The sequence below is a fragment of the Paraburkholderia ultramafica genome, assembly GCF_902859915.1.
In the GTDB taxonomy this organism is placed as follows: Bacteria; Pseudomonadota; Gammaproteobacteria; order Burkholderiales; family Burkholderiaceae; genus Paraburkholderia; species Paraburkholderia ultramafica.
Genome location: NZ_CADIKK010000003.1, coordinates 33,034 through 55,805, shown reverse-complemented (window position 1 = coordinate 55,805; position 22,772 = coordinate 33,034). Strand labels below are relative to the sequence as shown.

The following is a 22,772-nucleotide window of genomic DNA, read 5'->3' as shown; positions in this document are numbered from 1 at the left end:
ATGACGCTTCCGTTTTCCACTGTCCGCGACCTGCTGCGTTTCGCGGTATCGCGCTTCAACCAGGCTGAACTGTCGTTCGGCCACGGCTCGGCCAACGCCTACGACGAAGCCGCCTATCTGATCCTGCACACGCTGCATCTGCCGCTCGACCTGCTGGAGCCGTTTCTCGACGCACGTTTGAGCGCGGCCGAAATCGACGCCGTGCTCAACGTGATCGAGCGCCGCGCCGCCGAACGCGTGCCGGCCGCGTACATCACGCAGGAAGCGTGGATGCATGGCTTTCGCTTTCACGTGGACGAGCGCGTGATCGTGCCGCGTTCGTTCATCGGCGAATTGCTGCAGGACGGCCTGCAGCCGTACGTGGAAGATCCCGAGCAGGTGAGCGCGGTGCTGGAGTTGTGCACCGGCTCGGGCTGCCTCGCGATTCTCGCGGCGCACGCGTTCCCGAACGCGGATATCGATGCGGTGGACCTGTCGGCGCCCGCGCTCGCAGTCGCGACGCGCAACGTGATGGACTACAAGCTCGACGACCGCGTCGCGCTGTTCGAAGGCGATCTGTATGCGCCGCTCGCCGAGCGCCGCTACGACGTGATCATCAGCAATCCGCCGTACGTGAACACGGCGTCGATGCAGGAACTGCCCGCCGAATACAAGCACGAGCCGAACATGGCGCTGGCGGGCGGCGCCGACGGCATGGACATCGTGCGCAGGATCATCGCCGATGCGCGCAACTGGCTCACCGAAGACGGCGTGCTGGTCGTCGAGATCGGCAACGAGCGCGAGAACGTCGAAGCGGCTTTCGGCGGCCTCGATCTGGTCTGGATGTCGACCAGCGCCGGCGATGACAATGTGTTCCTGATTCAGGCCGCGGATCTGCCGGTCTGAGGTTCTATTGTTGGGTGGCGTGGTGCGCGCGGCGGGCATTTGAGGGTGCCGGGCGTGCCGCGTTTGAGCGGTTTTTTCACAAGGCGGCTCGTCGGGCCCCGGTTGCTTGAGGCCGTTGGCTGCTGCTTGACGCTACTACTTGAACTTGACTTGAGGCTACCGGTTGAAGCCACTGCTCGAGGCCACCGCTTAAGGCCACCACCTGATGCCGCGGCGCAAGACCACGGCTTAACGCCGTCGCCCGCGCCCACCGCCTGAAACGCAGCGCTTTGCCAACTCTTCGCGAGCTTATGCCATTCGACCTGCTTCACGTCGGCCCGCTGGTCGCCCTCGCCCATATCCTCGGCGTGGTCGCGGCGTGCCACGCGATTCTCAACACCCGTACCTCGCAAGGCGCGATCGCGTGGGCCGTGTCGCTGATCGCGATGCCTTATCTGACGCTGGTGCCCTATCTGTTCCTCGGCCGCAGCAAGTTCGCCGGCTATGCGGACGCGCGCCGCGTCGAAAACGAACTGCTGCGCACGCGCGCGCATCCGCCGGTATGGGACACGCGGGCTTCGTCGGCGGGACTGCCTACGCAGCAGCTCGGCGTCAGGTTCGTGCATTCGCTCACGCGTCTGGGCGGCATGCCGTTTCTGCCGGGCAATTCCGTACGCACGCTGGTGAATGGCGCAGCCACCTTCGAGGCCATCTTCGAAGCGATCGAGAGCGCGCGTCACTACGTGATCGTGCAATTCTTCATCGTGCGCGACGATGCGCTCGGCGAGATGTTCAAAGACGCGTTGATCGCCAAAGCGCAGCAAGGCGTGCGCGTCTACTTCCTGTACGACAGCATCGGCAGCTTCGATCTGCCCCACCGCTACGTCGCGGCGCTACGCGCGGGCGGCGTGGAGATCCATCCGTTCGCCACCAATCGCCGCTTCGTCAACCGTCTGCAACTGAACTTCCGCAATCACCGCAAGATCGTTTCGGTGGACGGCGAACGCGCGTTTGTCGGCGGTCATAACGTGGGCGTCGAATATCTCGGCGGCAGGCCGCCGCTGTCGCCGTGGCGCGATACGCACATCGAGGTTCGCGGCCCGGCGGTCGCCAGCATCCAGTTCGTTTTCACCGAGGACTGGCACTGGGCCACGCAGCAGCTGCCCGAGTTCGACATGCCGCCCGCCGCTACGCCGGCCGACCCGCCAAACGGCCAGGGCATGCACTGCCTCGTCGTGCCGAGCGGTCCGGCCGACAAACAGGAAACCTGCTCGCTCTTTTTCGTCGAAGCAATCAACGCGGCGCGCGAGCGGATCTGGATCACCACGCCCTATCTGATACCCGATGAAGCGGTGTTCTCGGCGCTGCGGCTCGCGGTGTTGCGCGGCGTGGACGTGCGCATTCTGATTCCGAGCCGGCGCGATCACCGGGTGGTGTTCACCGCCTCGAAGCTGTATGCGTACGATTCGCTGCGCGCAGGCATCCGGATCTTCCGCTACCAGCCGGGCTTCCTGCATCAGAAGGTCGTGCTGATCGACAGCGTGGCGGCCGCGGTCGGCAGCGCCAATCTCGACAACCGCTCGTTCCGGCTGAACTTCGAGATCATGGTGCTGACCGTGGACCGCGGCTTCGCGCAGGAGGTCGAAACGATGCTGCGCAACGATTTCGCCGAGTCGCTTGAAATCGACCGCAACGAGTACCGGCAGGCGAGCGCGCTGCGGCGCGTGCTGATGCACGTGGCGCGCCTCTTCTCGCCGATCCTGTAGACGCCGCGCCACCACGTGCGAGTCTCGCCGGCCGCGCCGCGACCGTCGTGCCGATTGCGCAGCGGCGCACCACGCTGGCGCGCCGCTGCGATTTTGGCCACGGATTCGGCCACCCGCCAAAGCGCCGCTACAGCAGCTTCTCGATGTCCTCAGTGATCGCCTCGGGCTTGGTCAGCGGCGCATAGCGCTTGACGACATTGCCATCGCGGCCGATCAGGAACTTGGTGAAATTCCATTTGATCGCTTCAAGACCCAGCAAACCCGGCGCCTCGCCCGTCAGATAGCGAAACAGCGGATGCGCGTTCGCACCGTTCACGTCGATCTTGTCGAACATCGGAAAGGTCACGCCATAATTCTTCTCGCAGAAGCTGCCGATCTGCGCGGCATCGCCCGGCTCCTGTTTGCCGAACTGGTTGCACGGAAAGCCGAGCACCGCGAGCCCGCGCGCCGCATAGGTGTCATACAGCTTTTGCAAGCCCGCATACTGCGGCGTGAATCCGCATTCGCTCGCCGTATTGACGACCAGCAACACCTTGCCTTGATACTGCGTGAGGCTCGTTTCCTCGCCGCCGAGCGTACGTGCCGAAAATGAATAAATCGATGTCATGTGCTCCCCCGGTGAAAGCCGTCAGTCTATGCCAAAAGCCGCGCCAAAACAGTCGGCCGAACGGCCGATCCCGACTGAGCGCCCGGTGTCAGCCCCGGCAGTCTAAAATAGCGGTTTTCTTCAGCCGGCCTCTTCGTGATCCGCTTTAATCAGTTCAGCCTCGCGCGCGGCACCAAGCCGCTCTTCGACAACACCACGTTCACCCTCAACCCCGGCGAGAAGGCCGGCCTCGTGGGGGCGAACGGCGCGGGCAAGTCGACGCTGTTTGCCGTGCTGCTCGGCGAACTGCATGCGGACGGCGGCGATTTCTCCATTCCGCCGAACTGGCAGTTCGCCCACGTCGCGCAGGAAACGCCCGCCGCGGACAAGACCGCCCTCGCCTACACGCTCGACGGCGACGCCGCGTTGCGCGCGATCGAAGCCGCCATCGCCGCCGCCTCGGCCGCTCACGACGGCGCGGCCGAAGGCGAAGCGCACGCCGCGTTCGCCGACGCCGACGGCTACACCGCGCCCGCGCGCGCCGAAGCGTTGCTGCTCGGCCTCGGCTTCACGCTCGAACAGACACGCGAGCCGGTCAGCAGCTTTTCGGGCGGCTGGCGCATGCGGCTGAATCTCGCGCAAGCGCTGATGTGCCGCTCCGACCTGCTGCTGCTCGACGAACCGACCAACCACCTGGATCTCGACGCGATCGTCTGGCTCGAAGACTGGCTGCACCGCTACCCCGGCACGCTGATCGTGATCTCGCACGACCGCGAATTTCTCGATTCGGTCTGCAATGTCACGTTGCACCTGGAGCAGCAGCAGATCAAGCGTTATGGCGGCAACTACTCGCAATTCGAAGTGCTGCGCGCGCAGCAGATCGCGCTGCAACAGAGCGCGTATGAAAAGCAGCAGCGCACGGTCGAGCATCTGCAGAGCTACATCAATCGCTTCAAGGCGCAGGCTACCAAGGCGCGTCAGGCGCAAAGCCGCGTGAAGGCGCTCGAAAAGATGGAGCTGATCGCGCCGGCGCACGCCACCTCGCCGTTCACGTTCGAGTTCCGCGTGCCCGATTCCGCGCCGAATCCGATGATGGTGATGGAAGACGTGCGCTGCGGCTACCGTGGCGAAGAAGGCGTCGAGATTCCGATCGTCGATCGCGTGATGCTGTCGATCCAGAACGGTCAGCGTATCGGCCTGCTCGGCGCGAACGGCCAGGGCAAATCGACCTTGATCAAGACGCTGGCCGGCACGCTCGAAGCGCTCGGCGGCCACGTGCGCGAAGGCAAGGGTCTGCGCATCGGCTACTTCGCGCAGCATCAGCTCGAAACGCTGCGCCCGGACGACACGCCGCTGCAGCATCTCGCGCGTCTTGCGCCGGACACGCGCGAACAGGAACTGCGCGACTTCCTCGGCAGCTTCAACTTTTCCGGCGAGATGGCGACGTCGAAGATCGCGCCTTTCTCCGGCGGCGAAAAAGCACGCCTCGCGCTCGCGCTGATCATCTGGCAGAAGCCGAACCTGCTGCTGCTCGACGAACCGACCAACCACCTGGATCTCGAAACGCGTCACGCGCTGACCATGGCGCTCGCGCAATTCGAAGGCACGCTGATTCTGGTGTCGCACGACCGGCATCTGCTGCGCGCCACCACCGATCAATTCATGCTGGTCGCGAAGCACCGTCTGCAGGAATTCGACGGCGATCTCGACGACTATCGCGACTGGCTGCTGCAGCATGCGGCCGAGCAGCGCGCGGCGCTCAAAGCGGGCGCGGCGGCCAAAGGGGCTGACAGCAGCGCGGACAGCGGCGTGGACAACGGCGTGAATCGCAAGGAGCAGCGTCGCCTGGAAGCAGAAACGCGTCAGAAGCTCGCGCATCTGAAAAAGCCGCTGCAAAGCCGCATCACGAAGATCGAAAAGGAAATGGACGCGCTCAATACGGAGAAGACGGCGCTGGATGCGTTCGTCGTCGATCCAACCAGCTATGAGCCCGAGCAGAAAAGCAAACTGACGGAGGCGATCCGCCGTCAGGCAGACGTGAACGCGCGCCTCGAAACGCTCGAAGCCGAATGGCTCGAGACTCACGAGGAACTCGAACAAATCGGCTAGCGGCACGCTGTTTCCGGTCCGCGCCGGCACCGACGAGAGGTTGGCTTTGTCTTTCGCGACAGCATCATCCATGTCATCGGCCGCATTGGCGCCGCCCGCGCTGCAAGGGCTGCGAGTACTCGACCTGACGCGTCTGCTCCCCGGCCCGGTGGCCGCGCTGCGGCTCGCCGAACTGGGCGCCGACGTGCTGAAAATCGAAGCGCCCGGCGCGGGCGACCCCACTCGCACGATGATGCAGTCGTCGAGCGACCGCGTGGCCGGCCGGCCCGGCGCGTTCTACCGGCTGGTGAATCGCGGCAAGCGCGAGACCCGTCTCGACCTCAAATCCGAAGCGGGACGCAACGTGTTGCGCGCGCTCGCGGCGGAAGCGGACGTGCTGATCGAGAGTTTCCGGCCCGGCGTGATGGAGCGTCTCGGCATCGGCTACGCGACGCTGCGCGCGGCCAATCCGCGGCTCGTCTATTGTGCGATCAGCGGGTATGGCGCAAGCGGCCCGTTCGTCGATCACGCCGGCCACGATCTGAACTACATCGGCTATGCGGGCGTGCTCGATCAACTGGCGAGCCGTGACGGCACGCCGATCCTGCCGAACTTCCAGATCGCCGACCTGCTCGGCGGCGCGTTGAGTGCGGTCACACAGATTCTCGCCGCGCTATGGCATGTGTCGCGCGGCGGCGAAGGCCGCTTCGTCGACGTGTCGATGACGCACGTCACGTATGCGCACAACGTCGTCGCGCAAGTCGCGCTCGCCAACGAAGGCGTCGCGCCGGCCGCCGGCGCCGGTCTGCTGAACGGCGGCGTGCCTTGCTACAACCTGTACCGCACGCTCGATGACCGTTGGCTCGCGGTCGGCGCGCTCGAACTGAAGTTCTGGGAAACGCTATGCATGGCGCTCGACCGGCCCGAATGGGCGACGCGTCACTGGAGCCTCGGCCAGGCGATCGGCGGCCCGGACGCCGTCGCGCTCACGCAGGAACTGGCCGGCGTGATCGTCACGCGTGCGCTGGAAGACTGGGTTGCGCTGCTGGAGTCGCTCGACTGTTGTGTGTCGCCGGTGTTGACGCCGGCGGAGGCTGCGCAGCATCCGCTGTTCAATCCGCAGGCGTATGCGGCGGCAAGCGCAAGCGACGCAGAAGATGACGATAGCGTGATCGGATAATGCAGCAAGGCCGAACCACGGGTCCGGGTTCGGCCAGTCCAGACGATGCGGTGGTGACTGCGGTACCCCACGCACCCCCCGCCGCCCGAACCTCAGCGCCGCGCAACGGTCTGTCGCGGCAAAGTCTGGCGCGGGGTCTTTTCGTCGTCGTACAGCAGATGCTTGCGGCCTTCCACATGACGATTGATCGTGGCGCGCACCTCGGCGGCCGTGGCATCTTCGGCCACCACCCGCCGCGATATCTGCCCCGCCGTATCGATCCACTCGACAATCCGGCAAGCGCCGCCCCAAGGCTGGCGAATCGGTGCGGACACACGGCAGCCACGCACCTGTATCGGCCGCTCGGCTACGGTTTCATATGACTGTTTCAAGGCGCGATCCTTTTTTGGGGCATCAGAAGGGATGCATACCCTCGCAGCTTAGGAAAAAGGAATGCCATTTAGGTTACAGCCAATATGGAGATATTTACGGTGCATTACGGCGCCCGCCGCGTCCGCGGGCGCCGCAACCCCGTCTATTCAAGCGTGCGGACCCGGTCGATGGCCTGCTCGATCCGTTCGACCGCAACGACCTGTAAGCCTTCGATCGGCTGCTTCGGCGCATTGGCCTTCGGAATGACCGCGACCGAGAAACCCAGCTTGGCCGCTTCCTTCAGACGCTCCTGACCGCGCGGCGACGGCCGGATCTCGCCGGCCAGGCCCACTTCGCCGAACACCACCAGCCCCTTGGGCAGCGGCTTGTTGCGCATCGACGAATGGATCGCGAGCAGCACCGACAGGTCGGCGGCGGGTTCGGTGATCTTGACGCCGCCGACCGCGTTCAGAAACACATCCTGATCGAAACACGCGATCCCCGCATGCCGATGCAGCACCGCCAGCAGCATCGCCAGACGGTTCTGTTCGAGACCGACCGCGAGGCGCCGCGGATTCGGCGCGTTGGCCGCGTCCACCAGCGCCTGCACTTCGACCAGCAGCGGTCGCGTGCCCTCCTGCGTCACCAGCACGCAGGAGCCCGGCACCGACTGCTCGTGCTGCGACAAAAACAGCGCCGACGGATTGGCCACGCCGCGCAAACCGCGCTCGGTCATCGCGAACACGCCGAGCTCGTTGACCGCGCCGAAGCGGTTCTTGATCGCGCGCACGAGACGGAACGACGAATGCGTGTCGCCCTCGAAGTACAACACCGTGTCGACGATGTGCTCGAGCACGCGCGGCCCCGCCAGCGCGCCTTCCTTGGTCACGTGGCCGACCATGATGATGGTGGTGCCCGACTGCTTGGCGATGCGCGTCAATTGCGCCGCGCACTCGCGCACCTGCGCGACCGAGCCCGGCGCGGAGGTCAGCGCGTCGGAATAGACCGTCTGGATCGAGTCGATCACCGCGACGTCGGGCCGTTGGTCGGCGATCGTCGCCTGGATTTTTTCGAGCTGGATTTCCGCGAGCAATTGCAGTTCGCTAGCCTTCGAGCCGGGTTCCAGCAATGAAAGCCGTTGCGCGCGCAACGCGATCTGCGCGGCCGACTCTTCGCCGCTGATATAGAGCGCGCGTTTGTCGGCGGCGATTTCAGCGAGCGATTGCAGCAGCAGCGTCGATTTGCCGATGCCCGGATCGCCGCCGATCAGCACCACGCCGCCCGGCACCAGACCGCCGCCGAGCACGCGGTCGAACTCGCTGACGCCGGTGGAGAAACGCGGCACGTCGGACGCGTCGATCTCGGCCAGACGCCGCACCGGCGCACTCTTCGCGAGCGACTGGAAACGGTGCGTGGACGGCGATTCCGCGACCGATTCGATCAGCGTATTCCATGCATTGCATGACGGGCACTGCCCGGCCCATTTCGGCGATTGCCCGCCGCATTCACTGCAGATGTACAACGTCTTGGGTTTAGCCACGCGTGATTGCCTGTGTTGCTGTTCTTGGGATTGATGCGGTTGATGAGCGTGTCGCCGGGGCGGCAGCGGCCGCCGCGAACGCGGCGGCGGGCGAAGCGGTCAGCAGAGCAAACAGCGGTGCAAAAAGCGATGCAGCGAGCGCCGCAAAAAGCGAAGCGGCAAATCACTCGGCAAGCCGCGCCGCGAGCCGCAAACAAGCCGCCGTCCGCTGCGGCCGGGCGCCGCGCTTTACTCCGCGCGCACCAGCACGCGCGGCGCCACCGCGCACATCAGCTCATAGCCGATGGTGCCGCACGCCTGCGCGACGTCGTCGATCGGCAGCGCAGTGCCCCACAACTCGACGCGCGAACCGACGTTGGCGGTCGGCAGCGGCGTCAGGTCGACCGTGAGCATGTCCATCGACACGCGCCCGACGATCCGCGTGCGCACGCCGTCGACGATGACCGGCGTGCCTTCCGGCGCGACCCGCGGATAGCCGTCCGCATAGCCGCACGCCACCACGCCGATACGCATCGAGCCGCGCGCCTTGAACGCCGAACCATAGCCGACGGTGCTGCCTTCGTTGAGCGTCTGCACGGCGATCAGCTCCGACGTGAGCGTCATCGCCGGCTGCAGCCCGGTGCCTTCGATCGCAGCCGTCACGCCCGACGGCGACGCGCCGTACATCATGATGCCCGGGCGCACCCAGTCGAAATGCGCGGCGGGATGCCACAGCGTGGCCGCCGAATTGGCGAGGCTGCGCGCGCCCGCGATGCCTTGCGCGCCGCGCTCGAATGCTTCCATCTGATAGGCGATGCCGCGCTCGCCGTCGGCATCCGAGAAATGGGTCATCAAGGTGATCTGGCCGACGCCCTGGCAGGCGCGCGCCCGCTCCCACGCGGCACGGAATTTTTCCACCGTGTAGCCGAGCCGGTTCATGCCGGTGTTCATCTTCAACTGGATGTTGACGGGTTTGGACAGGCGCGCCATTTCGAGCATGCGCAACTGTTCGTCCGAATGCAGCGCGGTGGTCAGGCTATAGCGGTCGATCACGTCGATATCGGTCGGGCGAAAGAAGCCTTCGAGCAGCAGAATTGGCCCGGCCCAACCCAATTCACGCAACTTCACGGCCTCTTCGAGGTCCAGCAAACCAAAGCCGTCGGTGGCGCGCAGACCTGGAAAGACGCGCGCAAGGCCATGCCCATAGGCGTTGGCCTTGACGACGGCCCAGATTTTGGATTTGGGCGCGTAGCGCCGCGCGACGGCAAGATTATTGGCAAGTGCGGCGGTGTGAATCGTGGCTGAGAGGGGGCGCGGCATGGGATATTTAAGTAAAGACGCTTGCGAATCAGCGGCTTACTGGGCGTTTTTGGCGCTCGGCAGCCCGCTGGGCGGTACGATCAAGGATTTTGCTAGTCCGGATCCAGCTATTTTCATGATATAAAGCCGTGCGCACAACCCATTTCGAACGGCATAAGCCCGGACGCACTGCAAACGGCCGGGGCGGACAGGCCGCAGCGAGGACAGCATCGCATCAGATGAAAAAAGGTTTTTACACCATCATGGCCGCGCAGTTTTTTTCGTCGCTGGCCGACAATGCGCTTCTGATCGCTGCTATCGCACTGCTGAAAGATCTTCACGCCCCGAACTGGATGACGCCGCTGCTCAAGTTGTTCTTTGTGCTGTCGTACGTCGTTCTTGCCGCCTTTGTGGGCGCCTTCGCCGACTCCCGTCCGAAAGGACGCGTGATGTTCGTCACCAACACCATCAAGGTCGTCGGTTGCGTCACAATGCTGGTCGGCGCGCATCCGCTGTTTGCGTACGGCATCGTGGGCTTCGGCGCGGCGGCTTACTCGCCCGCCAAATACGGGATCCTCACGGAGCTGCTGCCGCCTGAGCGGCTGGTCGCCGCGAACGGCTGGATCGAAGGTACCACGGTTGGTTCGATCATACTCGGCACGGTGCTCGGCGGCGCGTTGATCAGTCCGCACATCGCCGCACCGATCCTCCGGCTGCACCTGCCCACCGTCAACACGCCCGCCGAAGCGGCGATGCTGGTGATCATGGGGATCTACATAATCGCCGCGCTGTTCAATCTGCGCATTCCCGATACCGGCGCGCGTTATCCGAAACAGGAACGCGGCCCGATCAGGCTCATCACCGATTTCGCCGACTGCTTCCTCGTGCTGTGGCGCGACAAGCTCGGCCAGATTTCGCTCGCCGTCACCACGCTGTTCTGGGGCGCCGGCGCGACGCTGCAATTCATCGTGCTGAAGTGGGCCGAGGTGTCGCTGGGCATGTCGCTCTCCGAGGCGGCGATCCTGCAGGCGGTGGTGGCGGTCGGCGTGGCGGCCGGCGCGATCTTCGCGGCCTCGCGCGTGCCGTTGAAGAAGTCGCTGTCGGTGCTGCCGGTCGGCATCATGATGGGGATCGCCGTGATGCTGATGGCGTTCTACACGCGCGACCTGTTCCCCGCGCATTGGGGTCTGTATTTCGGCCGCATGCACGTGCCGGGCTATCTGGTCTGCGCGTATGTCTTCCTGATGGTGGTCGGCGGCCTGTCGGGCTTCTTCGTTGTGCCGATGAATGCGCTGCTGCAGCATCGCGGCCACGTGCTGCTGTCGGCCGGTCACTCGATCGCCGTGCAGAATTTCAACGAAAATCTCTCGGTGCTGGTCATGCTGTGCCTGTACGCGGTGCTGGTGTGGCTCGACGTGCCGGTCACCGCGGTGATCATGCTGTTCGGCAGCTTCGTGTGCGTGATGATGTGGTTCGTGATGCGGCGCCACCAGGCTAATCAACGCGCGTTCGACTCGATCGCGCTGATCGGCGAAGCCAAGCACTGACCCGCGACGGGGCCGCTCTGAACAGCATGCCCGCGCCTTCCTTCTTCCTCGCCTGACCATGACTCAACCGATTCCCAATGTGCTGACGATCGCCGGTTCCGACTCCGGCGGCGGCGCCGGCATTCAGGCCGACCTGAAGGCATTCTCGGCGCTCGGCGCGTATGGCGCGAGCGTGATCACCGCGCTCACCGCGCAGAACACGCGCGGCGTAACAGCGATTCACGCGCCGGAGCCAGGCTTCATTACCGCGCAACTCGACGCGGTGTTCGACGACATCCGCATCGACGCCGTGAAGATCGGCATGCTGGCGAACGCGGCGATCGCACGCGCGGTCGCCGCTGCGCTGCGCCGCCATCAACCGAAGCACATCGTGCTCGACACGGTGATGATCTCGAAGAGCCATCATGCGTTGCTGTTGCCGGATGCGGTCACGGTGGTGCGTGACGAATTGCTGCCGCTCGCCGATCTGCTGACGCCCAATCTGCCGGAAGCCGCCGCATTGCTCGGCGTGCAGGCGGCCACCGACGAAGCCGGCATGGTCGAACAAGGCGAAGCGCTGCGTGCGCTCGGCGCGCGCGCGGTGCTGATGAAGGGCGGCCATCTGAGCGCGGCGGACAGTCCGGACTGGCTGGTGCAGGACAGCGGCACGCTGCGTCTGGGCGGCCCGCGCGTGCCGGTGAAGAACACGCATGGGACGGGCTGCACGCTGTCGTCGGCAATTGCGGCGCTGATTCCGCAACGCGACGATCTGGCGAGCGCGGTGGCTGACGCGAAGCTTTATCTGACCGGCGCATTGCAAGCGAGTGATCGACTCGACGTCGGTGGTGGCGTCGGGCCGGTGCATCATTTTTATCGGTGGTGGTGAGCGCAGGGATGGCGTGTTGCGTCGAGACTGAGAGACTACCTGGTGCTGCTCTGCCATCGTGCCGTGCTCTGCCATCGTCGCGTTGCCCCGGCATCGCATGGCTTTCCGTCGAAGCTGCTGCTGACCGCCTGTCGCCCCCCTACTGCCGCGCGTAGTTCCGCGCCTGCTCGGGCCACTCGTCCGGTACGATGAAGCCGCGCGAGGATTCGCTCAAATGGCCTGCGCTGTCGTCGGCTAAAGCAACGACCATCGTCGGTCCATGCTGATGCGAAATCTGTGCCGCAAGCGTTTGCGCGTCGACGCAAAGCGATCCTCCCGCGGTCTCGGCTTCAACCTGCTCACCCTGCTGCTCAAGGTGCTCAACGCGCCTCGGCGCGAGCCATTCCAAACGCGGCAGCATGCGCCACTTTTGCGCATGCGCCGCCGCGAAAGCCGGCCAATCGCTGCGCGTGACCCACCAGCCTCGGCCATGCGCCGGAGCGAGTTCGCTGGGCTCCGCCGGCGTCCCGCCGTGCCGGTAAAACAACCAGCCTTTGATGAACATCTGCGGCATCCACGGCCCCGCGTAACCCACCGACGCGAACTCTTCGCGCGCGCTCAACGGCAACTGGTGGTTCAGCAGATGCGCGAGCTTGAGATCGAAGCGGTCTTTCAGATTCGGGCCGACGTAGTCGGCCAACTGCGCGGCTACCTGCCCATGCGCTTCACCGGCCCCTTCACCGGCATGCAGATAGCACTTCACCGCCAACTCCCAATGCAGCCGCGCACCCTGCTGGGTCCGCACGAGAAAATCGCATTCGCCAAGCGTGACGCCCGCGCGCCGCAACGGCACACCGGCCGCAACCAAACGCGCCGCCGGTCCGTGTTGCAGAAACCAGCCGAGCAGCCGTTCGGCGTATCGGCCAAGACGCGTGATGCGCGTCGCCGCGAGCTCGCGCTGCAGCGGGTCCGGCGCGGCATCGAGTGCGCGCAACCAGTCGACGGTTGCCTGAAGTTCCTGATCTGTGTCGAAAGGATTGGCTAGCACGCCCACCGGAGGTTGCGGGCGCAACAGGTCGGCACTCAGCAGCAGCCACGCAAGATCGCGCACGGCCGGGTCGCGCAAGGTGCCGAGCAACGTATCGAGGAGCGCGGCATGGTTGCCGGGCGCGGCGACGACTTGCGCCGCCGGCTCATCGGCGCTCATCACTTTGCCGCGTTCGACGGCGCGCCGCCTGCCGCGCGCCACGTGTCGCGCGCGAGGCACAGGTCGGCCCAGGCCTTCGCCTTGTCCGGCAGGCTGCGCAGCAGATATGCCGGGTGATAGGTGACGATCACCGGCACGCCTTCGTATTCGTGCACGCGGCCGCGCAGCGACGAAATGCTCGCGTCGGTTTTCAGCAGACTCTGCGCGGCGAAGCGGCCGAGCGCGACGATCAGCTTCGGCTTGACCAGCGCCACCTGGCGTTGCAGATACGGCTCGCAACGCGCGACTTCGTCCGGCTCGGGGTTGCGGTTGCCGGGCGGGCGGCACTTGATCACGTTCGCGATATAGACGTTGGTGTCGCGCGCGAGCGTCAGCGCACGCAGCATGTTGTCGAGCAGCTTGCCGGCCTGGCCGACGAACGGCTCGCCCAGGCGGTCTTCGTTCTCACCGGGCGCTTCGCCGATCAGCATCCAGTCGGCCTCGCGATCGCCGACGCCGAATACGGTGTTGGTGCGCTTCTCGCACAGGCGGCAAAGCCGGCAGGCGGCGACGCGCTCGCTCAACGCATCCCAGTCGAGCGTGTGGATGGCCGGCAGTGCGGGCGTTTCGCCGCGTGCTTCTGACGGGGCGTGGGCAGGCAGGTCGTCGAACCACGCGAAATCGTCGTCGGGCGGCGCGTCGGATGGCGACGGCTCGCTTGCACGCGCCGATGCGGCGCGATCATCCAACCGCTCGCGCGCCCCGGCCGGCGACGCCACTTGCTCGTCGCGCACAGGCGCGCGGCGTTCGCCCTGGATCTGCGCGGAATCGGCTTGCCGCGTCTCGCCCGCACGCATCGCGGGCCGTGGCGCATCCTGCGCGAGACCCACCGACGCCGACCCGGCTGCCGCACCGCGCGCATCGTCACGACGCGCACCCTGCCCGGCTAGCGCATCAACACCAGCGCCCTGCTCGACGCCGGCGTCCTCAGCCGGCTGCTGCGCCGCCATCCCGCGACGCACCCACAGCGGCGTGAGTCCGAACTCTTCCAGTACCGATTCATGCAGCGCCATCTGCGCCCTCCGTGGCAAACGAGAAACGCATCACGATGGCGTCCTCCCGGCTGCGATGCCGCGCCGGATAGTAGTTCTTGCGCCGGCCAATCGACGCAAAGCCGAAACGTTCGTAAAGCCGGATCGCCCGATGGTTCGACGGCCGCACTTCAAGCAGCAGGCCGTCGAGTTTCTCGGCGCGCGTAATGCGCACCGCCTCGCGCAACAGCGCAAGGCCGGCACCGGCGCCTTGCGCAGTGGGCGTCACGCACAGATTGAGCAGATGCATTTCATCGACGACCGGCATCAGCACGCAATAGCCGATCAACGTACCGGTGACATGCCGCAGACAGATGCCGAAATAGCCGTTGCGCAGCGAGTCGCCGAAATTGCCCCGGCTCCACGGAAACTCATAAGCGATTTTTTCGATCGCGGCGACCTCGTCCAGATCGCCCTCGGTCATCGGCGCCATGTAGCGGTCCGCGAGCAACACGCCGCTCATTGCCGGTCCTCGCCGTGAGATGCGGCATCGGCGGCGCCATCCTGCGCGGCCTGCGCGAGCCTTGCGTCGCGCCCGGCCTGCTCGTCCCTGGCGGCTTTTTCAGCTTTCCCGGCGACGCGCTCCGCCGTGGTCTGCGCGACCTTGTCGCGCACATATTCCGGCGCGGCCTGGTCGGCGGGCACCGTGCGGCCGGCGCGCAACGCGCGCAGTGCCGCGTGCGCGAGCGGCAACGCATGCGGCAGCGCTTCGCCGTCGACGGTTCGCGCGGCGGCCACCGCGGGCAGCCGCGCGCCGAAAGCCGCTGCGGCGTTGCCCGCCAGTGTGAAAGGCGCGTCGGGCAAAACGAGCCGCTCCGGCACATCGAGCGACGCCGTTTGCACGGTGCGCCATTCGCGTTGCGCGTCGTCCCACGCGAAGTCGGCCCAATAGATTTCGTCCATGCGGGCGTCGAGCGCGGCGAGCACGCGCGTCGCCGACGGATCGCGCAGGCGCGCGCTTTCCGCACAGGCCAGCAACGTGCTGACCGGCACGACCGGCAGATTCAGGCCGAACGCGAGCCCCTGGGCGACGCCGGTCGCCGTGCGCAGCCCGGTGAACGAGCCGGGACCGGCACCGAACGCGATGGCGTCGCAGTCCGCCAATGTCAGGCCGGCCTCGGCGAAAAGTTCGCGAATGGCGGGGAGCAGGCGCGTGCTGGAGACCGCGCCGGTCTGTTCGTGGCGAACCCAGAGTTGGGGTGCGGCGCCGGGCTGTCCGTCGGCGTCGGCGTCGACGGACAGAAGCGCTACCGAACAGAATTCGGTCGAGGTATCGAGGGCAAGGAGCACAGTTTGAGTCATGGACCGTATTGTAATCGGCACGGCGCGCGCAAATGTGGTTTGGCTTTGCGCGCCGCCCGGCAGGCGCTGTTTGGAATAAGCCCTCGGCCCCGCGGGCAGCATGCAGTTGTTATGATCGTCGGCCAATCCTCACCACCCGATCCCGCCCGGCGGGCAACACGACCATGACCGACATCGACACCCAATTCGCCCAAGCCCATGAAGACGTCCAGCAGTTGCCGGAGCGTCCGGGCAACCTCACCCTTCTACGCCTCTATGCGCTCTACAAGCAGGCCACCCGCGGCGACGTTCACGGTGACAAGCCGGGCTTCACCGACATCGTCGGCAAATACAAGTACGACGCGTGGGCTGCGCTCAAGGGCACCGCGCAGGACGTTGCGAAGCAGCAATACGTCGAACTCGTCGAATCGCTGAAGAGCGGCACAGCGGCCTGAGGCCAGCCTCGGGCGGCAACCGGGGGCAACGGGCGGTCCGGTTGCGGCTTACTGGCCGCCCAATGGCGGCCCGCCCGGCTGTCAGACTGTTCGACCCGCGCGTGCGGCCAGCGCAAACATTTCCGCCAGGAAATGTCCTAATAGTGGCGCAGTGCAACAAAACCCTATACAATGCTGCCTGCGCTTCACTGCTTTGCCCGGCTTTTCTCTAGCGGCCTTTGCGGCGCAGCGCCTCGTAGCGTTTAGCTCCAATCCAGTTTAGAACCTGTCCCCTCCTGCCTAGCCCCCTACGGGCGATCATGTCCCAGGCTGGCGGCACGCCGTGTTGGCATGTCGCATCCGATACAGCTTCTAACGAAAAGCTCGCCTTCATTGTCGCGAGCTGCCCCCGTTTTTCGATTTGCTCGCTGCTTCTTTGCTCGCTGAATCCGACGACTTGGGTATGCCGATTGGCGCCGACGTTTTAATTCCGTGTGTACCAAGGATTTACCAAGGATTCTCATGACTTCGAGCAACACCTCCAGCCCGTTGAACGCCATCGCCGATCAGGCCCTCGGTCTCGCCGACGCACCCGCACAAGCCGCAGCCGTTGCTGCCGCTTCGCAAGCCGTCGCCGCTGAAGCCGCGGTCCCGACCGGCCCGACGTTCGCGTCGCTCGGCCTGTCCGCGGATGTCGTCTCCGCGCTGACCGCCGCTGGTTACCAGAACCCGACGCCGGTTCAGCAACGCGCGATCCCCGCCGGCATCGCCGGCCGCGATCTGCTGGTTTCGAGCCCGACCGGTTCGGGCAAGACCGCCGCGTTCATGCTGCCCGCCATCGAGCGTTTCTCGCAACTGCAAAAGGCGCAGGCCAGCCAGCCGCGTGAGCCGCGTCCGGCCGACGGCGCCCGCACGCGCCGTCCGCAACCGGTTGCCCGTCCGACCATGCTGGTTTTGACGCCGACCCGCGAACTCGCGATGCAGGTCACGACCGCCGCCGCCACCTACGGCAAGCACCTGAAGCGCCTGCGCACCGTCAGCATTCTGGGCGGCGTCGCTTACGGCCAGCAATTGATGCTGCTGGCGAAGAACCCGGAAATCCTGGTCGCCACGCCGGGCCGTCTGATCGACCACCTGGAACGCGGCCGTATCGATCTGTCGCAACTGCAGATCCTCGTGCTCGACGAAGCCGACCGCATGCTCGACATGGGCTTCATCGAAGACATCGAAACGATCGTCGCCGCTACGCCGGCCACGCGTCAAACGATGCTGTTCTCGGCCACGCTCGACGGCAAGATCGGTTCGCTGACCGGCCGCCTGCTGAAGGATCCGGAGCGTATCGAGATCGTCCAGCGTCTGGAACAGCGTACCAACATCGCGCAAACCGTCCACTACGTCGACGACCGCGATCACAAGGATCGTCTGCTCGACCACCTGCTGCGTGACGCCGGCCTCGACCAGGCGATCGTCTTCACGGCGACCAAGATGGACGCCGACCAGCTCGCAGGCCGTCTGGCCGACGCCGGTTTCGAATCGGCCGCGCTGCATGGCGACCTGCCGCAAGGTGCGCGTAACCGCACGATCCGCGCGCTGCGCGAGCGCCGCGTGCGCGTGCTGGTGGCAACGGACGTCGCCGCTCGCGGTATCGACATCCCGGGCATCACGCACGTGTTCAACTACGACCTGCCGAAGTTCGCCGAAGACTACGTGCACCGTATCGGCCGTACCGGCCGTGCTGGCCGCTCCGGTATCGCGGTGAGCCTCGTGCATCACGCGGAACAGGGCGCGCTCAAGCGCATCGAACGTTTCGTGCGCACGCCGCTGCCGGTCAACGTCGTCGAAGGCTTCGAGCCGCGCAAGTCGGCTCCGTCGGGTAACGGCCGTCCCGGCTTTGGCGGCCGCGGCCGTCCGGGCGGCGGCAACGGCGGTGGCCGTCGCTTCGGCAGCGGTTCGGGCAAGCCGGCCGGCAACGGCGGCGGTTCGCGCAGCGGCAATGGCGGCGGCTGGGCCGGCAAGTCTGCTGGCGGCGGTTCGCGCGACGGCGGCTACGGCGCACGCCGCAGCGACGGCCCGCGTACGGCTCGCCGCGGCAGCTAAGCGGTCCGACATCAGGATCGGAATCAGCGTGTAAAAGACCCGGACGGCCTCGCGCCGTTCGTCCGTCGGAAGAAACCGGTGCTCAGGCACCGGTTTTTTTTCGTCCGCAAATCGGGCGGCGCCAATATTTCACGATGTGGAAAATTTTTTTGCGTCGTAAAAAATCGTGCTGCACGGCACAAGACAGCGCGTTGCAACAGAGGAAAAGTCGTTTCTTAATGCGGAATGTAGGTCTCAAGCCATTGATTACAAATAAAAATAAATATTAAAAAAGGGCATCACCGCGACTATTTCGCGATCTTTGATTTGCCTAGACTCTTATACAAGACTTCACGAGCGGAACGCCCAACCGGCCAGCCGCTTCGACGAACACAGAGTCCCCCATCCATTACAGGCAACCAAGGAGAACACCATGACCATGTCCCGCGAACAACAAGCGCAGCAACTCCAGCAACAATGGGAAACCGATCCGCGCTGGAAGGGCATCAAGCGCACCTACTCGGCGCAAGACGTGATCCGTCTGCGCGGCTCGGTTCAGGTGGAACACACGCTCGCGAAGCGTGGCGCGGAAAAGCTCTGGGAGAGCGTCAACAACGAGCCGTTCGTCAACTCGCTCGGCGCGCTGACCGGCAACCAGGCGATGCAGCAGGTCAAGGCCGGCCTGAAAGCGATCTATCTGTCCGGCTGGCAGGTGGCGGGCGATGCGAACGTCGCCGGCGAAATGTACCCGGACCAGTCGCTGTATCCGGCCAACTCGGTGCCGCTCGTCGTGAAGCGCATCAACAACACGCTGACGCGCGCTGACCAGATCCAGTGGTCGGAAGGCAAGAATCCGGGCGACGAAGGCTATATCGACTACTTCGCACCGATCGTCGCCGACGCGGAAGCCGGTTTCGGCGGCGTGCTGAACGCGTTCGAACTGATGAAGGCGATGATCGAAGCGGGCGCCGCGGGCGTGCACTTCGAAGACCAGCTCGCTTCGGTGAAGAAATGCGGCCACATGGGTGGCAAGGTGCTCGTGCCGACTCGCGAAAACATCGCCAAGCTGACCGCCGCGCGTCTGGCCGCCGACGTGTCGGGCGTGCCGACCGTGCTGCTGGCCCGCACCGATGCGGAAGCCGCCGACCTCGTCACGTCGGACATCGACGACAACGACAAGCCGTTCCTGACCGGCGAGCGCACGGTGGAAGGTTTCTATCGCACGAAGCCGGGCCTCGAACAGGCGATCTCGCGTGGCCTCGCCTACGCGCCGTATGCCGACATGATCTGGTGCGAAACCGGCAAGCCGGACCTCGAGTTCGCGAAGAAATTCGCCGACGCGATCCACAAGGAATTCCCGGACCAGCTGCTGTCGTACAACTGCTCGCCGTCGTTCAACTGGAAGAAGAACCTGGACGACGCGACCATCGCCAAGTTCCAGCGCGAACTCGGCGCGATGGGCTACAAGTTCCAGTTCATCACGCTGGCCGGCTTCCACGCGCTGAACTACTCGATGTTCAACCTCGCGCACGGTTATGCGCGCAATCAGATGACTGCCTTCGTCGAAATGCAGCAGGCTGAATTCGCGGCGGCCGAAAAGGGCTTCACCGCCGTGAAGCACCAGCGCGAAGTCGGCACCGGCTACTTCGACGCCGTCACGCAGACGGTCGAACGCGAAGCATCGACGACCGCGCTGCATGGTTCGACGGAAGACGAACAGTTCTTCGACAAGAAGGTTGCGTAATCGGCCACATGATCGGCCGCGTCGTGAACCTGAGCGGCCCCGCGGTCTGATCGCAGGAACGGCGACGCAGAAGACGATCAAGCGGCTCCGTCAGAGAGCCGCCGTCACAGGGAGGAGCGCCGCCGGGTTGTCAGCAGTCAGCCCGGCGGCCGGTATCAGGAAGCAATCGCAGCAGCGGAGAAAAGGCCGGCACAGCGCATCGTGATGGCGAGTATGGACGCACCGGCTTCATCGCCGGCGCGTTTTTTTAACCCGGCGGGCATCGGGCGACGCGCGTGCGCAGGTTCAGCGATACACGATCACCGGAATCTTCGTATGCGTGAGCACCCGTTGCGTTTCGCTGCCGATCAGCAGACTGCCGAGCCCACGCCGCCCGTGCGAAGCCATGAAGATCACGTCGCAGGCGCCCTGCTCCGCCACTTCGATGATGCCGAGATAAGGCGCCGGATGGACACTGGTGCGGCTCTCGACGGTCACGCCGACACGCCGCCCGGCCATCTCCACCTCCCGCAGATGCACGCGCGCTTCACGCTCGCTGCGCTGCAGGAACTCGGCTGGCGGCTCGACCACCACGTCGGAAAACGGCGAGTACGGATATTGCGGCAAACACGCGTAGGCGGTGACGCGCGCGCCAACGGCCTGCGCGAGATCGATCGCGCCGTCTATTGCTTTGCGTGACAGCTCTGAACCATCGGTCGGAACCAGGATGTGCCTGAACATGATGCCCTCCGTCGCCGGCTGCGCGCAGCGCGGCGTGAGCGTCCAACGAGGCTCGGCGTGCAAGCCGCTTCAAACGATTGTAGTGCGAGCAAGCGCGGCTATGGATCTTCGTCAAGGGTCTGTCCGCATATCGGAAACCCCGTGCTTGCGACGACACGCCCGATCGCTGAGTGTGGCCCGACGTCAGTCAGCCCCAGTATCCGGGATGGCCATACGTATGCTTGAGAAAGTCCAGAAACAGCCTCACCCGCAGCGGCAAATGGCGGCGCTGCGGAAACACCGCGTGAATGCCGATCGGCGGCGCGGCGAATTCGTCGAGCACGCTCACGAGCCGCCCGGCCGCGATATCCGTGCCGACCTCCCACCAGGAGCGCCACGCAAGACCATAGCCGTCGAGACACCACTCGTGCAGCACCGCGCCGTCCGAGCATTCCATCGTGCCGGACACCTTGATCGAGACGACCTTGTCGCCCTGCTGGAACATCCAGCCGCGCTGCTGGTTGGCGCTCGCGCCGAGCGCGAGGCAGTTGTGATGCGCGAGCTCGGCGAGGTTGTGCGGCGCGCCGCGCCGGCTCAGGTACGCCGGCGACGCCACGCATACGCGGCGGTTTTCGCCGAGCTTGAGCGACACCAGCGACGAATCCGGCAATTCGCCGAGACGCACCGCGCAATCGAAACCCTCGTTGACCAGATCGACGAGGCGATCGGACAGGTCGAGCGTGACCGACACATCCGGATGCGCGACGGTGAACGCGGGCACCAGCGGCGCGACGTGCCGCCGCCCGAAACCGGCCGGCGCCGACAGCCGCAAATGGCCGCTCGCTTTCACGCCGCCCGCCGACACGCTCGCTTCGGCGTTCTGCATGTCGTGAATGATGCGCTGGCAGTCCTCGAGAAAGGCCGAGCCTTCGAAGGTCAGCGTGATCTTGCGGGTCGTGCGCACCAGCAGTTTGACGCCGAGGCGCTCTTCGAGCGCATCGATGCGGCGGCCGATGATCGCGGGCGCGACGCCTTCGGCGAGGGCCGCGGCGGACAGGCTGCCCTTGGCCGCGACGGTGACGAAAGTCTCGATCTGCTTGAAACGGTCCATGAGCGATTCGCGCCGCGATGCTCCGAAGGAAGGCAGTTCCCTTGGAGCTATGCGAGAAAGTGGTCGGTGCGCGTCAGATTAGGTTCATGAAAGTAAAAGATCAAGTGATGTTTAGCCTCTTTTTTAGCGTCGATCGTCACTAATACAATCCATCCTGACCTCTGACAGGAGTGCACGGCAATGTCGGCCACAACGACACCTTCCTCAAAAGCAGTGATTTTCGACGCGTACGGCACGCTTTTCGACGTGCATTCGGTGATCGCTGCCGCCGAGCAGATGTTCCCCGGTCACGGCGACGCGCTGTCGCAGTTGTGGCGCCAGAAACAGATCGAATACACGCAATTGCGCACGCTGGCCGATCCGGCGGACGCGCCCGGCGCGCACTACCGGCCGTTCTGGGACATCACGCGCGACGCACTACGCTTCGCCGCGAAAAAGCTTCAGCTGACGCTGGGCCGCGCGGCCGAGAAGCGTCTGATGGACGAATACGCGTGCCTGTCCGCGTTCCCTGACGCGGTGCCCGCGTTGCGCACATTGCGCGATGCGGCGGCAAACCCGTCGACCACGCCGACGCCTTCGGGCAATGAACCCGTCTCGCGCATGGGTCTCGCGATCCTGTCGAACGGCAACCCGCAAATGCTCGACATCGCGGTCAAAAGCGCCGGCATGACCGGCCTGTTCGACCACGTTCTCTCCGTCGACGCCGTGCGCGCCTACAAACCCTCGCCCGCCGCTTATGCGCTCGGCACGCAAGCCTTCGGCGCGCAGCCGCGCGAGATCGTCTTCGTGTCGTCGAACGGCTGGGACGTGGCAGGCGCGACGTGGTTCGGCTTCACCACTTTCTGGCTCAACCGGCAAAACGCCCCCGTCGAAGAACTGGGCGTCACGCCGCATGGCGTGGGCGGCGGCATGAACGACCTGCTCGCTTTTCTGCGGACCTTCGCGCCCGCTGGCCGCGCCAGCCATAACCCAGGTACCACCGGCAACCCCGGTGGCAGCCGCACGCGCCACAGCCCTGGCGCATGACGGCGGCTATCGGGACCACGACCCACATCAACCGCTTTTCAACATTTGCATCTTTGCGATCTGACCGACCAGGAGAAAAC

At 65.3% G+C, this 22,772-nt stretch carries 20 protein-coding genes; 10 read left to right on the top strand and 10 right to left on the bottom strand.

Going from position 1 to position 22,772, the window contains the following annotated elements; genetic code table 11:
* Entirely contained in the window at positions 1–885 is an 885-nt protein-coding gene (gene prmB, locus HV744_RS04045; protein ID WP_175148262.1) for a 50S ribosomal protein L3 N(5)-glutamine methyltransferase, read from the top strand.
* 290 nt (positions 886–1,175) lie between these two features.
* Positions 1,176–2,630, top strand: a complete 1,455-nt coding sequence (gene cls / locus HV744_RS04040; RefSeq protein WP_175148261.1) for a cardiolipin synthase — start codon at positions 1,176–1,178, stop codon at positions 2,628–2,630.
* Between the two features lie 127 nt (positions 2,631–2,757).
* Here cls and HV744_RS04035 read toward each other — a convergent pair whose 3' ends face one another.
* Positions 2,758–3,237 carry a glutathione peroxidase gene (locus tag HV744_RS04035; RefSeq protein ID WP_175148260.1) on the bottom strand — a complete coding sequence of 160 codons (480 nt, stop codon included), beginning with the start codon at positions 3,235–3,237 and terminating at the stop codon, positions 2,758–2,760.
* A 135-nt stretch (positions 3,238–3,372) separates the two neighbouring features.
* Between HV744_RS04035 and HV744_RS04030 the strand changes: the two genes are divergently transcribed.
* Together HV744_RS04030 and HV744_RS04025 are read left to right on the top strand one after the other, a co-directional pair.
* The gene (locus HV744_RS04030) at positions 3,373–5,325 is read left to right on the top strand and encodes an ATP-binding cassette domain-containing protein (RefSeq protein ID WP_175148259.1); all 1,953 of its coding nucleotides are present in this window, start codon (positions 3,373–3,375) and stop codon (positions 5,323–5,325) included.
* A gap of 70 nt (positions 5,326–5,395) precedes the next feature.
* Positions 5,396–6,484 (top strand): CaiB/BaiF CoA transferase family protein, encoded by a 1,089-nt coding sequence (locus HV744_RS04025; protein ID WP_175148258.1) that lies wholly within the window; start codon positions 5,396–5,398, stop codon positions 6,482–6,484.
* Between the two features lie 92 nt (positions 6,485–6,576).
* On the opposite strand, the gene HV744_RS04020 is transcribed toward HV744_RS04025, so the two are convergent.
* The 3 genes from HV744_RS04020 to alr form a co-directional block, all read right to left on the bottom strand.
* A complete protein-coding gene (locus HV744_RS04020; RefSeq protein ID WP_175148257.1) occupies positions 6,577–6,855 on the bottom strand; it encodes a DUF2866 domain-containing protein in 279 nt (92 codons plus the stop codon).
* A 143-nt stretch (positions 6,856–6,998) separates the two neighbouring features.
* The gene (gene radA / locus HV744_RS04015) at positions 6,999–8,375 is read right to left on the bottom strand and encodes a DNA repair protein RadA (protein WP_175148256.1); all 1,377 of its coding nucleotides are present in this window, start codon (positions 8,373–8,375) and stop codon (positions 6,999–7,001) included.
* Between the two features lie 228 nt (positions 8,376–8,603).
* Entirely contained in the window at positions 8,604–9,674 is a 1,071-nt protein-coding gene (gene alr / locus HV744_RS04010; protein ID WP_175148255.1) for an alanine racemase, read from the bottom strand.
* A 218-nt stretch (positions 9,675–9,892) separates the two neighbouring features.
* On the opposite strand from alr, the gene lplT reads away from it, so the two are divergent.
* Both lplT and thiD read left to right on the top strand, forming a co-directional pair.
* Positions 9,893–11,200 (top strand): lysophospholipid transporter LplT, encoded by a 1,308-nt coding sequence (gene lplT, locus HV744_RS04005; protein WP_175148254.1) that lies wholly within the window; start codon positions 9,893–9,895, stop codon positions 11,198–11,200.
* A 58-nt stretch (positions 11,201–11,258) separates the two neighbouring features.
* Positions 11,259–12,065: a bifunctional hydroxymethylpyrimidine kinase/phosphomethylpyrimidine kinase gene (gene thiD, locus HV744_RS04000; RefSeq protein ID WP_175148253.1), complete on the top strand. Its 807-nt coding sequence runs from the start codon at positions 11,259–11,261 to the stop codon at positions 12,063–12,065.
* 139 nt (positions 12,066–12,204) lie between these two features.
* On the opposite strand, the gene HV744_RS03995 is transcribed toward thiD, so the two are convergent.
* Genes HV744_RS03995 through tsaB form a run of 4 tightly spaced genes read right to left on the bottom strand, consistent with a single transcriptional unit; the run spans position 12,205 to position 15,623 of the window.
* Positions 12,205–13,251: a DUF1853 family protein gene (locus HV744_RS03995; protein WP_175148252.1), complete on the bottom strand. Its 1,047-nt coding sequence runs from the start codon at positions 13,249–13,251 to the stop codon at positions 12,205–12,207.
* Complete coding sequence (locus tag HV744_RS03990; protein ID WP_175148251.1) at positions 13,251–14,303, bottom strand: uracil-DNA glycosylase; 1,053 nt, start codon at positions 14,301–14,303, stop codon at positions 13,251–13,253. The genes HV744_RS03995 and HV744_RS03990 overlap by 1 nt, the downstream gene beginning before the upstream one ends.
* Positions 14,290–14,784, bottom strand: a complete 495-nt coding sequence (rimI, locus tag HV744_RS03985) for a ribosomal protein S18-alanine N-acetyltransferase (RefSeq protein WP_175148250.1) — start codon at positions 14,782–14,784, stop codon at positions 14,290–14,292. Before rimI ends, HV744_RS03990 begins: the two co-directional genes overlap by 14 nt.
* On the bottom strand, positions 14,781–15,623 hold the full coding sequence (gene tsaB / locus HV744_RS03980) for a tRNA (adenosine(37)-N6)-threonylcarbamoyltransferase complex dimerization subunit type 1 TsaB (RefSeq protein ID WP_175148249.1): 843 nt from the start codon (positions 15,621–15,623) through the stop codon (positions 14,781–14,783). Before tsaB ends, rimI begins: the two co-directional genes overlap by 4 nt.
* Before the next feature lie 164 nt (positions 15,624–15,787).
* Here tsaB and HV744_RS03975 point away from each other — a divergent pair, with 164 nt between their 5' ends.
* From HV744_RS03975 to aceA, 3 genes are all read left to right on the top strand, one after another.
* A complete protein-coding gene (locus HV744_RS03975; RefSeq protein WP_175148248.1) occupies positions 15,788–16,057 on the top strand; it encodes an acyl-CoA-binding protein in 270 nt (89 codons plus the stop codon).
* A gap of 501 nt (positions 16,058–16,558) precedes the next feature.
* Positions 16,559–18,133, top strand: coding sequence for a DEAD/DEAH box helicase (locus HV744_RS03970; protein ID WP_175148247.1), 1,575 nt, complete (start codon positions 16,559–16,561; stop codon positions 18,131–18,133).
* A gap of 418 nt (positions 18,134–18,551) precedes the next feature.
* Positions 18,552–19,856, top strand: a complete 1,305-nt coding sequence (aceA, locus tag HV744_RS03965) for an isocitrate lyase (protein ID WP_175148480.1) — start codon at positions 18,552–18,554, stop codon at positions 19,854–19,856.
* 285 nt (positions 19,857–20,141) lie between these two features.
* On the opposite strand, the gene HV744_RS03960 is transcribed toward aceA, so the two are convergent.
* Entirely contained in the window at positions 20,142–20,576 is a 435-nt protein-coding gene (locus HV744_RS03960) for a universal stress protein (RefSeq protein ID WP_175148246.1), read from the bottom strand.
* A gap of 187 nt (positions 20,577–20,763) precedes the next feature.
* Positions 20,764–21,666, bottom strand: coding sequence for a LysR family transcriptional regulator (locus tag HV744_RS03955; protein ID WP_175148245.1), 903 nt, complete (start codon positions 21,664–21,666; stop codon positions 20,764–20,766).
* A gap of 180 nt (positions 21,667–21,846) precedes the next feature.
* On the opposite strand from HV744_RS03955, the gene HV744_RS03950 reads away from it, so the two are divergent.
* The gene (locus HV744_RS03950) at positions 21,847–22,692 is read left to right on the top strand and encodes a (S)-2-haloacid dehalogenase (RefSeq protein WP_175148244.1); all 846 of its coding nucleotides are present in this window, start codon (positions 21,847–21,849) and stop codon (positions 22,690–22,692) included.
* Positions 22,693–22,772: the final 80 nt, after the last annotated feature.